The 15,121-nt window shown below is 47.3% G+C and carries 17 protein-coding genes; 8 read left to right on the plus strand and 9 right to left on the minus strand.

What is annotated here, in order from left to right:
• Positions 1-263 precede the first annotated feature (263 nt).
• The 3 genes from ACFO4U_RS12450 to ACFO4U_RS12460 are packed head-to-tail and all read right to left on the minus strand — an operon-like array spanning position 264 to position 2,347.
• Positions 264-782 carry a PstS family phosphate ABC transporter substrate-binding protein gene (locus ACFO4U_RS12450; RefSeq protein ID WP_260563666.1) on the minus strand — a complete coding sequence of 173 codons (519 nt, stop codon included), beginning with the start codon at positions 780-782 and terminating at the stop codon, positions 264-266.
• Between the two features lie 23 nt (positions 783-805).
• Entirely contained in the window at positions 806-1,435 is a 630-nt protein-coding gene (locus ACFO4U_RS12455) for a hypothetical protein (protein WP_251131873.1), read from the minus strand.
• 39 nt (positions 1,436-1,474) lie between these two features.
• Positions 1,475-2,347 carry a nucleotidyltransferase-like protein gene (locus tag ACFO4U_RS12460; RefSeq protein ID WP_078147894.1) on the minus strand — a complete coding sequence of 291 codons (873 nt, stop codon included), beginning with the start codon at positions 2,345-2,347 and terminating at the stop codon, positions 1,475-1,477.
• Between the two features lie 169 nt (positions 2,348-2,516).
• Between ACFO4U_RS12460 and ACFO4U_RS12465 the strand changes: the two genes are divergently transcribed.
• Positions 2,517-2,876 carry a YgzB family protein gene (locus ACFO4U_RS12465; protein WP_031421140.1) on the plus strand — a complete coding sequence of 120 codons (360 nt, stop codon included), beginning with the start codon at positions 2,517-2,519 and terminating at the stop codon, positions 2,874-2,876.
• 36 nt (positions 2,877-2,912) lie between these two features.
• On the opposite strand, the gene perR is transcribed toward ACFO4U_RS12465, so the two are convergent.
• Positions 2,913-3,344: a peroxide-responsive transcriptional repressor PerR gene (gene perR / locus ACFO4U_RS12470; protein WP_031421138.1), complete on the minus strand. Its 432-nt coding sequence runs from the start codon at positions 3,342-3,344 to the stop codon at positions 2,913-2,915.
• Positions 3,345-3,535: 191 nt separating this feature from the next.
• On the opposite strand from perR, the gene ACFO4U_RS12475 reads away from it, so the two are divergent.
• The 3 genes from ACFO4U_RS12475 to ACFO4U_RS12485 all read left to right on the plus strand — a co-directional run bounded on the left by ACFO4U_RS12475 (position 3,536) and on the right by ACFO4U_RS12485 (position 6,633).
• Complete coding sequence (locus tag ACFO4U_RS12475; protein WP_215244363.1) at positions 3,536-4,834, plus strand: glutamate-1-semialdehyde 2,1-aminomutase; 1,299 nt, start codon at positions 3,536-3,538, stop codon at positions 4,832-4,834.
• 117 nt (positions 4,835-4,951) lie between these two features.
• Complete coding sequence (locus ACFO4U_RS12480) at positions 4,952-6,184, plus strand: MFS transporter (RefSeq protein WP_074037695.1); 1,233 nt, start codon at positions 4,952-4,954, stop codon at positions 6,182-6,184.
• Between the two features lie 53 nt (positions 6,185-6,237).
• On the plus strand, positions 6,238-6,633 hold the full coding sequence (locus tag ACFO4U_RS12485; protein WP_147538432.1) for a thiol-disulfide oxidoreductase DCC family protein: 396 nt from the start codon (positions 6,238-6,240) through the stop codon (positions 6,631-6,633).
• Between the two features lie 34 nt (positions 6,634-6,667).
• Here ACFO4U_RS12485 and ACFO4U_RS12490 read toward each other — a convergent pair whose 3' ends face one another.
• The 4 genes from ACFO4U_RS12490 to mutY all read right to left on the minus strand — a co-directional run bounded on the left by ACFO4U_RS12490 (position 6,668) and on the right by mutY (position 10,534).
• Positions 6,668-8,416 (minus strand): ABC transporter ATP-binding protein, encoded by a 1,749-nt coding sequence (locus tag ACFO4U_RS12490; protein ID WP_214818363.1) that lies wholly within the window; start codon positions 8,414-8,416, stop codon positions 6,668-6,670.
• Between the two features lie 39 nt (positions 8,417-8,455).
• On the minus strand, positions 8,456-8,998 hold the full coding sequence (gene ntdP / locus ACFO4U_RS12495) for a nucleoside tri-diphosphate phosphatase (protein ID WP_015880896.1): 543 nt from the start codon (positions 8,996-8,998) through the stop codon (positions 8,456-8,458).
• An 89-nt stretch (positions 8,999-9,087) separates the two neighbouring features.
• Positions 9,088-9,513, minus strand: a complete 426-nt coding sequence (locus tag ACFO4U_RS12500; RefSeq protein WP_215244362.1) for a hypothetical protein — start codon at positions 9,511-9,513, stop codon at positions 9,088-9,090.
• The gene (mutY, locus tag ACFO4U_RS12505) at positions 9,500-10,534 is read right to left on the minus strand and encodes an A/G-specific adenine glycosylase (protein WP_215244361.1); all 1,035 of its coding nucleotides are present in this window, start codon (positions 10,532-10,534) and stop codon (positions 9,500-9,502) included. The genes ACFO4U_RS12500 and mutY overlap by 14 nt, the downstream gene beginning before the upstream one ends.
• A gap of 88 nt (positions 10,535-10,622) precedes the next feature.
• On the opposite strand from mutY, the gene ACFO4U_RS12510 reads away from it, so the two are divergent.
• Positions 10,623-11,606, plus strand: a complete 984-nt coding sequence (locus ACFO4U_RS12510) for a metal-dependent hydrolase (protein WP_015880893.1) — start codon at positions 10,623-10,625, stop codon at positions 11,604-11,606.
• A 26-nt stretch (positions 11,607-11,632) separates the two neighbouring features.
• Here the strand turns inward: ACFO4U_RS12510 and ACFO4U_RS12515 are convergent, their stop codons facing one another.
• A complete protein-coding gene (locus ACFO4U_RS12515; protein WP_074037700.1) occupies positions 11,633-12,166 on the minus strand; it encodes a YceI family protein in 534 nt (177 codons plus the stop codon).
• A 220-nt stretch (positions 12,167-12,386) separates the two neighbouring features.
• On the opposite strand from ACFO4U_RS12515, the gene adh reads away from it, so the two are divergent.
• The 3 genes from adh (at position 12,387) to ACFO4U_RS12530 (ending at position 15,116) form a co-directional block, all read left to right on the plus strand.
• On the plus strand, positions 12,387-13,907 hold the full coding sequence (adh, locus tag ACFO4U_RS12520) for an aldehyde dehydrogenase (RefSeq protein ID WP_215244360.1): 1,521 nt from the start codon (positions 12,387-12,389) through the stop codon (positions 13,905-13,907).
• A gap of 1 nt (position 13,908) precedes the next feature.
• Complete coding sequence (locus ACFO4U_RS12525) at positions 13,909-14,271, plus strand: DUF779 domain-containing protein (RefSeq protein WP_015880890.1); 363 nt, start codon at positions 13,909-13,911, stop codon at positions 14,269-14,271.
• A 119-nt stretch (positions 14,272-14,390) separates the two neighbouring features.
• Entirely contained in the window at positions 14,391-15,116 is a 726-nt protein-coding gene (locus ACFO4U_RS12530) for a nuclease-related domain-containing protein (protein ID WP_215244359.1), read from the plus strand.
• The last annotated feature ends 5 nt before the right edge of the window (positions 15,117-15,121 follow it).

Below are 15,121 nucleotides of genomic sequence, written 5' to 3' on the forward strand. Positions count from 1 at the left end.
TCAAAAATTGTAAAACTTATTTTTGCCTCATCGTTCAGTTTTCAAAGTTCGTCTGCCGCTCTTGGCGACTTCATTAATCTATCACGTTTTGATTGTTTTCGTCAACAACTTTTTCACAAATTGTTTTTCTGAAATAATCTTTTGCCGTGACAACGTTTATAACTATAATCTCTATTTACCACTTCGTCAATACAAAAAACAATAAAAATTAAAAAAGATTTACTTCCCATCAACATGATGAAAAGTAAACCTTCTGCTTTGTATTAATCGAGACGGACATAGCCCGTCTTCTCAACTAACGTCTGCCCATCCTCGCTTTCTAGCCATTTTAGAAATTCTTCATATCGCTCTGCCTTCTCTTCCGTAGTCACCGCATAAAATTCAGAAGTCAGTGGATACGATCCATCCTGAATCGTTTCAACGGTCGGTTCGATTCCATCTATACGAAGTAACTTGATTTCATGGTCATGCACCATTTCTGTCGCATAGTATCTAAATGAAAATCCAATCGCATTTTTATGGTTCCGATACGATGAAGTTTGTTGAATGATTCCACCCATCCCTTCAGGAACATCTTCTACCGGCGCCTCCATGAGCTTTTGTTCGCCCATCATCTTTTGTAACGCCGTTTGACTGCCACTATCCTCCGGTCGTTGAAAAGCACGAATGGATTCCGAGTCCCCTCCGACCTCTTCCCAATTCCGAATGTCTCCTGAATAAATCCCCCGAACTTGTTCCATCGTCAAAGAATCGACCGGGTTATCTTCATGGATGAAGAACACAAATGCTTCCCTTCCAATCGCCGTCATATGTAAAGAAACGTTTTTTGTTTCGCAACCTTCAATTGACGGTCAGATGGACCAGCGACGAAAATCAAGTCGGTCTGATCGTTCATCAGTCGGCTGTACGCTTCCGGTGTTGTCGTCGACACGACTTTACTCGTTTGATCATTATATGGATCATACGTTTCCGAGTCCGGATAGACTGCTTCCACGAATGAAGCGTACATCGGATAGAGCGCTGTCGCTCCATCTAATCGCGGCAAACCTTCCTCAAACTTCACCGAAGCCTCGTGATCGAGTCTCGCCAATTGTTCTGAATCCGTGAACGGCTGATAATCCATCAACTCCACACCGCGTTCCTCAATCTTCAAACTATCTTGATACATATAATATCCTTTCACAGAAGCGAAGAGGATAGCACCGACTAACGCACCCCAGCCGAGAACTTTTCGAATCTTTTGTTTTGAAAAGGACGAAAAATCATAGAGTCCCATACATATGATTAGTAGAACGGCCATATACCATATCGTCCAAATAATCGGTCGCCCAAGTGTGATGGGGTCTCCCATCGTAAAAAGGGCGACAAAGACAGAAATCACAATCGTGACAAATAAAATAAAGACGGTTCCCACGCTAAATTTCAATAGTTTCATATAACTGATTTTCTCCTCATTGTTCCTATGAAAGGGAAGTTAAGCAATCTCATAAAGCACTGCCTCTACCCCGACCCCTTTCGTCGGTCTCGTGACCGTTCGAACATACCCTTTTTTCACTAAAAAACCAATGATGCTTCCAAGGTCGACACGGAGCTCATTCAAATTCGGATGTTCCATCAATTCTGAGAACGTCCACGCTCCGCCTTTCTCCTGCATCGTCTGAAGTAATAACAACGTCCCCGGCAACACTTTCGATTGAATCAAATGTTCCATGCCAATGACGACAAGGTGGATGCGCTGTTCAAGCGATTCTTGTCCTCCGACCAATTCATCGTGCAGCTTATAAATTTCGAGGTCAATGGCTCGTACCTGTTCCCACAATACGATTTCCGGATGAATCCCCGCCTCAAGAATCGAGAGGCGTGCCAGGTGAGTGAGCGCATGATGAATCTGAGTGAAGGCGTCTTGGAACTCCCCTTCTAAAAATAGATAACGTCCGTCTTCAAACCGACGCAACAACTTTGCGAAAGAGATTGAGAGTTGTAAACGTTGTTCCCGATTCGTTAAATTACGGTTGCGCTGTCGTAACTCTAAAATGTACTCATTTCGTTCGAACAAGACGATTCCGTCTTCAATCCAATGAATGGCTCGCCGATTTTCATTCAAGACAATCCACCGATCCATCATCGAGTCACTGACTACGTGCAGGACAATTTTTTCTTGACCGACCTGATAGTGTTTCACCGTCCAAAACGGTTCTGGTTTTGCTTCAATCACAATGAGCAGGCGATCCGATTGATCCGTCAACGGATCACGTGCCCGCTTTTTCTTCACTTCAATAATCCCGAGTGTCGTTTTTAATGCAGCATATTCTGAGTAAATGGTGCGAGTCGCATATTCCATCGTCATCTGGACCCCTTCTCTCCCAATCGCAAGTTGACTATATATGACGATTGTCATTTTCGATACGAACCAATTTCGCCCTCTTTTCAAAAAACTCCTGCCGAAAAAGTGCAGGAACTTCTCACTCGTTTGAAGATGAGCTATGATAGAGACAGACTATTGGAGGGATTCACTCATGAAAAAACGGGGGAACAAAATCAACCGCGCACGTAATATAGCATTACTTCTTATCTTCGGTGGGATCGGGGTCATGTATCTCGGCCTTCTCGCCAAATCCATCACCTGGCTCATGATTATTTTCATGCTTCTCGGATTTGTCATGGTACTTGCGAGCTCTGCCCTTTACTTCATCGTCGGGATGGCCTCGACAAAAGCCATCATCGTGACTTGTCCGAACTGTGAAAAAGAGACGAAGATGCTCGGACGCGTCGACTTATGTATGCATTGCGACGAACCGCTCACAATCGACCGCTCACTTGAAGGTAAAGAGTTCGATGAGAAATACAACAAACGTCAGTCACAACAAACGGACTAACACAAAAACCACATCCGACTGCTCGGATGTGGTTTTTTAATGTGTTTGCGATTGTTCAGACTGACAAGACGGGCACGTTCCGTACACTTCAAGACGGTGACGATCAACTTTGAATCCAGTCAATTGAGATGCAACCGATTCGATTTCATCTAATACAGGATAGTTAAAGTCGACGACTTTTCCACACGTGTCACAGATGATGTGATAGTGCTTCGACGTCACAAAGTCAAAACGACTCGAGGCGTCCCCATAGTTCATTTCTTGAACAAGACCTACCTCTTTAAAGACGCGCAAGTTGTTGTATACAGTGGCCACACTCATGTTCGGAAACCGTGCGGCTAGTGCCTTATAAATGTCATCCGCAGTCGGGTGACTGTGCTCCGTGACGAGGTACTCCAAAATGGCCTGGCGCTGAGGCGTCATTCTGACTCCATGTTCCCGGAGCGACTGAACAGCATGGTCAAGCATTTCGCTTCCCACGTCAATCCCTCATTTCTTCTATAAAATTCATGCGAAATAGTTTTGAACATTAACTTATTTCTTACATAGTAATCTTTATAAATAGTGTACTGATTTCTCAACTACTCGTCAAACACTGAGCTTAAGCGGTTGACGGCTATGTTACAATAAGTGCGAATTTGAATAAGGAGGCAATACATATGACTACTTCATCAACTCGTCAGTCATCTGATGCATTGTACCAAGATGCACTCACTCATATCGTCGGAGGTGTCAACAGTCCGTCCCGCTCATTCAAAGCGGTCGGTGGCGGTGCTCCTGTATATATGGAACGCGGCGAAGGCGCCTATTTCTATGATGTAGACGGGAATCGCTACATCGATTATTTGGCAGCGTACGGTCCAATCATTACCGGTCACGCCCATCCCCATATTCATGAAGCGCTCGTCAATGCTTCTTTAAAAGGCTTACTTTACGGGACACCTCATCGTCTCGAAGTCGAGTTTGCGAAGAAACTAAAACAAGCCATCCCTTCGATGGATAAAGTACGATTCACGAACTCGGGGACGGAAGCCGTCATGACGACAGTACGAGTCGCCCGTGCTTACACCGGTCGTGAACTCGTTGTGAAATTCAGCGGTTGTTATCACGGTCATTCGGATCTCATGCTGATTGCGGCAGGTAGTGGTCCAGCGACACTCGGTTCTCCGGACTCTGCAGGTGTGACAAAAGCCACTGCCAAAGAAGTCATCACCGTCCCGTTCAACGACGTCGAAGCGTATCGCGAGATGATGAAAGAATGGGGAGACCAGGTCGCATGTGTCCTCGTCGAACCGATTGTCGGGAACTTCGGAATCGTCGAACCGAAGCCAGGTTTCCTACAAGCTGTCAATGACATCACACATGAACACGGCGCACTCGTCATCTATGATGAGGTCATCACGGCGTTCCGTTTCACATACGGAAGTGCCCAACAAGTGTATGGCATCGAACCGGATATGACAGCGCTCGGTAAGATTATCGGTGGCGGTCTACCAATCGGTGCTTACGGGGGCAAGGCTGAAATCATGGAAACGGTCGCTCCACTCGGACCTGCATATCAAGCCGGCACGATGGCCGGTAACCCTGCCTCGATGGCGACAGGAATCGCTTGCCTTGAAGTGCTCGAGCAACCTGGTGTCTATGAGAAATTAGACGCACTCGGTGCAAAACTGGAAGCTGGCATCCGCGAGGCGGCAGAAAAGCATGACATTACCATCACGCTCAACCGCTTGAAGGGGGCACTCACCGTTTACTTCACGGATGAAATCGTCACCGACTATGAAGGTGCGGAAAAGTCAGATGGTGAGAAGTTCGGACGTTTCTTCAAGTTGATGCTGGAGAATGGCGTGAACTTGGCTCCATCGAAATATGAGGCCTGGTTCTTGACGACAGAGCATACGGAACAAGATATCGAAGAGACGATCGAAGCGGTCCACTGCTCGTTTGCTCAATTGTAAGAGAGGGAGATGCGCGAGCATCTCTTTTTTTTGTAAAAGGGGACATCTTTAAAAAAAGTGTCTCTTTTTATCATGTACCGTCCCCCATTACAGTAGAACCAAGGAGGTGCTCACCATATGAAATTTAAAGATTTTCCATTAAATGTCCGTTTGCGACTCGTTTGCGGATTTTGTATTCGAATCGTCGGATCAGCCATTTTCCCATTCATGGCACTCTATTTCTCAGAAGAGTTGGGGAAAGTCCCCGCTGGAATCATCATGACCTCATTCGTTATCGTCGGTTACTTGACCGGTCTATTCGGTGGGTACTTTTCCGATCGGTTCAATCGGAAGGTTGTCTTACAAATTGGCCAGGTGATTCAAATCATCTGTTTTCTTGGGATGACCATCGCCATTCACCCATCGAATAACTGGGCACTCGTCGTCGCCATCCTCTACTTCGGACATGCCGTTTCGAACGGATTGAACTATCCGGCACTTGAGGCAATCGTCATCGACTCCATGGAAGAATCGAATCGAAAAGCCATCTACGTGTATGACTACTGGCTCGTCAACTTGGCTATCGCCGGAGGCGTCATGCTCGGCGGTGCCTTCTATCGCGACCATCGTTTTGCCCTCTTCATTGGTATGACGGTCATTCTCACTGTGACCACCATCGTCCTTCAACGCTATTTGGTCGACACATACACCGGCAATCGTTCAACACCGTCAAACCCGATTCATGGCGTCATCGAAAACTACAAAATCGCGTTACGTGACCGCCGTTGGATCACATTCGTATTTGGAAGTATGCTCGTCTTTTCGACCGAGTTTCATATGGCGAACTACATCGGTGTCCATTTAGCAGAGTCATTCGAAAGTCGTCAAATTCTCGGGATACCTTTTGACGGGGTACGCATGATGGCGTTTATGCAACTAGAGAACACCTTGCTCGTCGTCGCCATCACGTTTGCGGTCACCGCTTTCGTCAAACGTTTCAAAGAGAAGACCGTGTTTTTCATTGGCTTATCGTTATATATCACAGCATACGCCGCCATTACCTCGATGAACTCCTTTATCGTCCTGGCCACACTCGCAATCATCTTCACAATCGGCGAACTCCTCTACTCTCCGATTCGGCAAGTGAAACAGGTTGACCTCCTCGATCCTGAACGCCGGGCTTCCTACCTTGCGTTCGGCGGGCTCACATTCCATGGAGCCAAGTTGGTTGCTGCGGCAGGAATTGTCGTCGGCGCGTTCATCGGTCCGGTCTTGATGAGCGGTTACATGTTTGTCTTCGGTGCCCTCGGTGCTTACTTGTATTATGTATCGCTCTACAAGATGCAACCTGCTCGCCAACTCGCTGCTTGACGTTTAACATGAAGACAAAACGGTAAAACAGTACGATGAAGGAGGCGAAGTACTTGCCTGCGATTGTTTTATTTGATGGCGATTGCAACTTCTGTGATGCCAGTGTTCAGTTCATCATTCGTCATGATCGACACGCCTCGATTCACTTTGCTTCGCTCCAAAGCGAGGTCGGTCAGTCGCTCCGAACACGACACCGGATCCCGGAATCAGTCGACAGCATCGTCTATATTGAGGAAGGGGTTCCTTACTTAAAATCAGACGCTGCGATTCGAATTGCCGAACACCTTGATGGCCGTTGGCGCCTGCTTCGACTCATTCGTTTCATACCTAGACCGATTCGTGATCATGGATATACGTTGTTCGCCAAATATCGGACACGTCTATTTGGAAAGAAGGAAGTGTGCACACTCCCTTCACCAGATGTTCGTAAACGATTTTTAGACCGCTAAAAAAGTCGAGCCCATAGGGACTCGACTTTTTTCATTATTCAACTACGGCTAAATCTTGAATCATATACAGGTCGTAATACGCCCCGCGACGACGCATCAGCTCTTCATGCGTACCCGTCTCCATGATTTGACCGTTATCCACGACGACGATTTGATCGGCGTCCGTAATGGTCGACAAACGGTGGGCAACGATTAACGTCGTCCGCCCTTTCGTCAGACGGGCCAACGAGTCTTGAATCATCGCTTCACTTTCTAAATCAAGCGCACTCGTCGCCTCGTCTAAAATCAAGATTGGTGGATTCTTCAAAAAGACACGTGCAATCGCAAGCCGTTGCTTCTGTCCACCAGACAGTTTGACACCTTTCTCCCCGACCGGTGTCGCATACCCGTCCTGTAATTTCGAGATAAACTCATGGGCGTTCGCCGCCTTGGCCGCCGCGATGACTTCTTCATCCGTCGCATCCGGTTTCCCCATCCGAATATTCATGGCGACCGATTCGCTGAAGAGGACCGAATCCTGCATGACCATTCCGATTTGATCACGAAGTGCACGTAATTTGAAATCACGCACATCGACGCCGTCGATTTTGATGCTTCCATCCGTCACGTCATAGAAGCGCGGAATCAAACTGACGAGTGTCGACTTCCCTCCACCGGACATTCCGACAAACGCCACGCGTTCACCAGAGCGGATTTGAAGGTTCACATCGTTCAACGCTCGTGCCCCGTCCTGTTCATACGAAAAACTCACATGTTCAAGGTCGATTTTACCTGCTGTCGACAATGGGACGAACCCGTTCGATTTCTCTTCGATATCATATGTTTCATCCAAAAACTCAAAGACACGGTCCATCGATGCGACCGACTGCGTGAGTGTCGTCGCCGAGTTGACGAGACGACCGAGCGGTGCATAGAGTCGGTCGATGTACGCGATGAACGCGACGAGCGTCCCGAGCGATACCGCTTCTTGAATGACGAGCCACGATGCCGTCGTGAAGATGAGGATTGGCGCGATGTCGGTGATGGTCGATACGACGACATACGTCTTGGCGTTCCAACTCGTATGTTTGAGTGCCGCGTTCAAGAAGCCACCGTTCTGTTGTTCAAATGCCTTGTTCTCATATGGCTCTAGCGCAAAACTCCGAATGACCGCCATCCCGTTGACACGCTCTGTCAAATGCCCTTGTAAATCAGCGAGTGCCGCCGACCGTTCACGCGTCAAACGACGCAACCGCCCATAGAAATAGCGGACTGCGATCGCATAAAACGGAAGTGGTAAAATCGCAATCAACGTGAGTTGCGGGTCAATCGTATACATGATCCCGATGGCGATAAGGATGGTGACCATGTCGAGCCAAATATTCATCAGCCCGGTGATGACGAAGTCTTTCGTCTGTTCGACGTCATTGATGATCCTTGAAATGATTTGTCCCGTCTTATTGTTTGAATAATAGCGGAGTGACAACTTTTGGACGTGGTCGAATAACCGGTTCCGCACATCGAACAAGACACGCGTTGCGGCCCACTGCGCCAAATATTGACGCAAGTATTCGATCGGTGGCTTGAGGACCAAGAAGACGAAGAAAACGATGCTGAACAACCAGACGAGCGTCGTGTAGTCCTGCTTCGGCGCATCGTCCGTCAAATAGTTATCGATGACATATCTATAAAGTAACGGTAATCCGAGCGGGATGGAAAACTTCAAAATCCCGACGAAAATGGTAAGGGCAATTTGTTTCTTATACGGACGAACAAACTGCAAATAACGTTTAATACTACCCATAATGCCTCCTGACTTAAGAAAAAAAGCGGAGATGAGGAATCATCTCCGGTAACGTGCTTCGTATTCGCGATACCATTCATCGACGAATGTTGGGTTGAACGGCCCTTTCCGTCCTCGAATCCAGTTGATCAGTTCTTGCACGTTCTGCTTCAAGATTCGATCAATCGCTTTCGGATAATTCATCTCGCGACGATGCCGCTCATATTCATCTTCATCTAAAATCGTGTACGACATATCCGGGAACACCTTGATGTCCAAATCGTAATCGATATATTTGATGGCACGTTCATCCCCATCAAATGTAGTCGGCGAACCTAGATTACAGTAGTAGTAAATCCCGTCTTCGCGAATCATACAGATGACATTGAACCAATACTCAGATGAAAAGTAGCAAATTGCCGGCTCTCGCGTTCTCCATTGCCGACCGTCTGACTCGCTGACCATGATGCGATCATTGAATCCGATCATATCCGTTTTTGACGACTGAAGGACGAGCGTTTCTTCCCAAACGCGATGCAAAGTTCCGTTGTGCTTGTAGCTCTGTATCTCGATTTTGCTACCTGCTTTGGGAAATAAGCTCATAAGCTCCTCCTTTCCGCTATGATGCTATACAATTCTCATATTTAATTATAGCGACTTTCAGAACCAATGAAAAAGGAAATCTCTTATTTTCATGAATTTAGTGTTTTTTGGAAGGCCCGCGCCCGTTCTTGAAACATTGGACGAAGCACGAAATACTCGACGAGTATGTTCGGGACATAGCTATCGAACGTCACTTCGTCGATCATGACCGCCTTGCCATCACGCGACTCGACCCGGTGCACATGTGTGAACCGCTTGAACGGAAACGGCAACGTCTTTCCTTGATCGCAGAATGCCTGGTTTCCCACAACGGTGATGGCACTGGTCCATGGCAGTTCCACCGGACCGACCCCAACGAACAACTTCACTTCATTCCCTTCGACCGAGGCGCCGTCCCCTACTAAGCGTACTTTAGGAAACTTCGTCAGTTTCGTCAAAAGCGAGGCATCCTGTAACAAATCCCAAAGCGAATCGACCGTCGTATCATATGTCGACTCTACATCAAATCGTCTCACGTTCGCCACCTGCCAATCGTTCTAATTTTTGTTGAGCAACAGAAACCGTCTTCACCTCACGCTCCGAAGCGTCTAGCCAGACGACGTCATCCGTCGGAAGCGTATCGACGCGATACAAATCGATATACCAAACGATATGAGAGAAGACATGTTTCACTTGCCCGAGATACGTTCCGTTAAGTTGTTCCCCCGTTCCTCGATCCATAAGCGGATATTGCCACATCCCAGCAAGCAACCCTTTGTCCGCTCGTTGTTCGTAGGCAACTTTTCCATCTTTCTCGATGCATAGCGCGTCATACATTTCGATACGTGCTGCTCCCTTCTTCGTTTTGACCGGCAGCTCATCTTGTACATGATGCGCATATGCATAACACGTGTCTTGCACGGGACAGAGCGAGCACATCGGATTTTTCGGTGTGCAGACCGTCGCGCCTAACTCCATCACGCCTTCGTTAAAATCGGATGCGTGAGCCGGATCCATTAATCGACGAACGACTTGTTCGAAGATTTTGCGTGTCTTCGGCAGCGCAATGTCGTCATAGATTCCGAATTGACGGGACATCACGCGCATAACGTTTCCATCCACAGCCGGTTCCGGTTGATTGTACGCAATCGATAGTACGGCTCCCGTCGTATATGGTCCGACCCCTTTCAGTTTCTCGAAACGTTCCTTCTCCTCCGGGACAATCCCCTCGTAAACAGAAGCGACTTCTTTGACCGCTTCGTGTAAGTTTCGGACGCGAGAATAGTAACCGAGCCCTTCCCAATACTTTACGACCTCATCCGTGTCAGCAGCTGCGAGATCTTCGAGCGTCGGAAAGCGATCCATGAACCGGTTGTAATATGGGATGACCGTATCGACTCGTGTCTGTTGCAACATCACTTCACTTACCCACACACGGTAAGGATTTTTCGCATGACGCCAAGGTAAATCACGCTTTTCGCGATTAAACCACGTGACGAGTTCCTCGTTGAAATGGTGAATATTATAATTTGTGAACAATTTATCAAGATTAAGCATTGTGTTTCCCCTCGTTTTAAAAATATTGTATGATAAATAAGAATAGATGACGTAATTCTTTCATTATTGATGGAGGTGCTGACGCACATTGGATACTGCGACACACATTGGTATGGGACTTGGTTTAAGTGCCATCGCGACGCTCAGCCCAGAAGTGTCAGGTGATGCACAACTGTTTTTAGCGATGACAGCCACGGCTCTCGTCGGCTCGCACGCACCAGACTTCGACACCGTCTTTAAGTTAAAAGGAAATAGTACGTATTTACGCCAGCATCGTGGTCGTTCACATGGAATCACCGCGCTCCTTGCTTGGCCAATCATCGTCAGCGCTGTCATCGGGACGGTCCTCGGTGTCAATCCTGCCTCCCTATGGGTCATGGCACAAATCGCCGTGTTGCTTCATGTCACGGTCGACTTATTTAATGCCTACGGGACGCAAGCGCTACAACCTTTTTCGAAAAAATGGATCGGCTGGGGCGTAATCGGGACGTTTGATCCGTACTTGTTCTCCGCTTATTACGGTGCATATGCATTATGGATGATAACGGGTGCGACTGTCCCTATTTTTGCACTGCTCATTGCGCTTGTCATCAGTTACTATGCCATTCAGTTTAAATTACGTAACCGCGCGCTCGCTACCGTGGCGAGACACTTTGCAGGGGCACATGAATTGTTCATCTCTCCAGGAATCGGTTGGGATGACTGGCATGTCGCCGTCCGTTTCCGTGATGGTCTCGGAGCCGTGAAAGTAAAAAAAGGCAAAGTCATCGAATGTGGTCGCTTCCGCGACAAACCGATGCCAGGAGAAGAAGATCTCCATTTCGTAGAGGCTCGGAAAAATGCAGACTTACAGGCGTTCCTCGAGTTTTCTAAAATTCACACGTACACCGTGACACGTCATAACGGGATGATCGAATACCGCTTTACAAACTTGCGTTATTTCTCTAAAAACATGTATCCGTTCGTTGCGGTCGTCATCGTCGACGAGCAGACGAATGACGTGTTGTCATCCTTTACAGGTTGGGTGTTTAGCGAAGACAGTCTTCAGAAAAAATTGGTATACGAACAATAAAAAGTCGCTCACCTGAGCGACTTTTCTTATGCCTCCGATTCAGTGAATTGGAGCTCGAACTCGAATTTGACTTTCTTATCGACGAGAACACCGCCCGCCTCAAGCGCTTGGTTCCACGTTAATCCATAGTCCTCACGGTTGAGCGACCCTTCTCCGGAGAAGGCGTGTTTCGTGTTGCCCCATGGGTCTTTGGCGCTCCCTTCATACTCCACTTCGAACGTCTCTTCCCGAGTCGTTCCTCGAATCGTTAAATCCCCTGTCACTTCGAATTCTCCGCCCCCTTTTGAACGGAAAGAAGTTGAATGAAAGACGAGATGCGGATGTTCCTCGGCATTGAAGAAATCGCCTGAACGAAGGTGGTTATCCCGATCTGTGTTATTGGTGTCAATCGATGCTGCCTGAATCGTCACTTTCACACTCGCATTCGCTAGATCGCTCGGCTCACCGTTCGCCTTAATATCAAATTCTTTAAACTCGCCCTTCACCTTGGAAATCATCATGTGCTTGACCGTGAACGTGATCGAACTATGCGCCGGGTCAATTTGATATGTCTTAGCCATCGTGACTCACTCCTTATGGATAAATTAATGTGTACAATCTAGTCATTTCCACAAATCTTGAGTTCAAAACGTTTTTACAAAAGATTGACAAATTATTGTCGAAAAATTTTGACTTTTATCACATCATACCGTTACGATGAAAAAAGGGAGTCGTTCGCTTACTGAAAAATGTAAGCGCATACATAACTCCTCTATCTCGTATGAAAAGGGAGGAACGATCATGATTTATGAAGTACCGAACTCAGCAGGAACGAAAGTACAGTTTAAAGACCGTTATGAGAACTACATTAACGGAAAGTGGACCGCACCGGCTGGTGGAGAATACTTTGAAAACACATCTCCTGTAAATGGGAAAGTATTATGTGAAGTCGCCCGCTCAACGAAAGAGGATATTGAACTTGCTTTGGATGCCGCTCATGCAGCCAAAGAGGATTGGGGCAAAACGTCTGTCACGGAACGTTCTGTCATCTTGAATAAAATTGCAGACCGCATGGAAGAGAACCTTGAAATGCTCGCCTATGCGGAAACATGGGAAAATGGGAAGGCAGTTCGGGAAACGCTCAACGCTGACCTTCCGCTCGCCATCGACCACTTCCGTTACTTCGCAGGGGTCATCCGCTCACAAGAAGGCGGCATCAGTGAACTCGACCACGATACAGTCGCTTATCATTTCCATGAGCCACTCGGCGTCGTCGCTCAAATCATTCCATGGAACTTCCCGATTTTGATGGCGGTCTGGAAACTCGCACCGGCACTCGCTGCCGGAAACTGTGTCATCTTAAAGCCGGCAGAACAAACACCTTCTTCAATCATGGTTCTCATGGAACTCATCGAAGATTTATTACCACCTGGTGTCATCAATATCGTGAACGGTTTCGGTCTCGAAGCAGGAAAACCACTCGCATCGAGTGACCGTGTCGATAAAGTCGCCTTCACCGGTGAGACGACGACAGGTCGCCTCATTATGCAGTACGCTTCTCAAAACATCATCCCTGTCACGCTTGAGCTCGGTGGGAAGTCACCAAACATCTTCTTTGCCGACATCATGGAAGCGGATGACGATTTCTTCGACAAAGCAATCGAAGGTCTCGTCATGTTTGCCTTGAATCAAGGGGAAGTCTGTACATGCCCATCTCGCGCCTTGATTCAAGAGTCGATTTATGACAAGTTCATGGAACGCGTGCTAGAGCGCGTCAAAGCAATCAAGCTCGGTAACCCACTCGATGCCGATGTCATGATGGGTGCACAAGCGTCGAACGAACAGATGGAAAAAATCCTGTCTTATCTCCAAATCGGGAAAGAAGAGGGCGCAGAGTGTCTAATCGGTGGAGAGCGCAACATGATGGACGGAGAGCTCGCGGATGGGTATTACATTCAACCGACCATCTTCAAAGGTCATAACAAGATGCGAATCTTCCAAGAAGAGATTTTCGGACCGGTCTTATCCGTGACGACATTCAAAGATGATGCGGAAGCACTCGCCATCGCGAACGATACGCTTTATGGACTCGGGGCAGGCGTGTGGACTCGTGACATGAACCGTGCGTACCGTTTCGGTCGTGAAATTCAAGCAGGACGTGTCTGGATCAACTGTTACCACTCCTATCCGGCACATGCTGCATTCGGTGGTTACAAAATGTCCGGAATCGGTCGTGAGAACCATAAGATGATGCTCGGTCACTATCAACGTACGAAAAACATGCTCGTCAGCTACAGCGAACAAAAGCTCGGGTTCTTCTAAGATGGTGAGACGAGTCGAGGCCACCCCCGCCGCGCTCGAACTCATCGAACGTCTCAAATCAAAACACGGTCCCCTCCTCTTTCATCAGTCAGGAGGATGTTGTGACGGGAGCTCTCCCATGTGTTTCCCACGTGACGAGTTCATGGTGGGCGACCACGATGTTCTTCTCGGTGAAATCGGCGAGACGCCATTTTATATCCATGAGAAACAATATGATTATTGGAAACATACACAACTGATCATCGATGTGGTCGATGGTCGAGGTGGTATGTTTTCCCTTGAAGGTGTCGAAGGGAAACGATTTTTAGGACGTTCTCGAGTCTTTACAGAAGAAGAGCGTGAGGCGCTGAAGCATGAAACCTAAGCAAAAGGACCCATTTCGATGGGTCCTTTATGATGTAAAAAACGATTATCCTCGATTGTAAAAAATATACATATGAATCATCTCGCTTCTTGTATAGTGGATACAAAGGGAGGGATTTGATGGCTTCACTACTAACAGAATTGTTCGAAGGTATTTTCGTCACCTTGATTAGCATATTCGCACCCATTTTTCTCGTCCTCACACTTATCATCCTCTACAAGGTCAAACGTTATCAAAACAGTCAGTATTCTCAACAAACTCGACATTCTTACTTCAAAGTGGTCCAAGACACCGGTCTATTCGGAGAATACTTATGTGTGGCGGAGATTGAGTCAAAGTTCTTCCAACCGTTAATTCTGACAAATCTGTATCTCCCCCATCCTTCTAAAAAAGATCGAACCACTGAAATCGATGTCATTTTAATCAACCAATCCGGGGTACATGTCATCGAGTCTAAAAACTATAGCGGTTGGATATTCGGTCGGGCACGTGACCAATACTGGACGCAGACACTCCCCCGCCGTAAAAAACAACGCTTCTTCAATCCAATCAAGCAAAATGAATTGCATCTCAAAGCCATCGAGCAAGTGCTTGGAGTGGACCGAATCCATCTCCACTCATGGATCGTGTTCAGCAATCGTTCGACGCTCAAAAAAATTGAATCTACCGAGGTCCCTGTGCTCAATCGCCAAAAATGGATCAAAGAGCTGATCACCTATCAGGATTTTGTATTCGATCTTGATGAGCAAGTCCGACTATACGAAATCTTACGCTCCTTCACACAAGTCGACACGACTGTCACCTTGAAACATATCGAAGACATCAAATCGACAATCAAGCAATAAACGAA

The sequence above is a fragment of the Exiguobacterium profundum genome (genome assembly GCF_042652865.1).
Taxonomy (GTDB): domain Bacteria; phylum Bacillota; class Bacilli; order Exiguobacteriales; family Exiguobacteriaceae; genus Exiguobacterium; species Exiguobacterium profundum.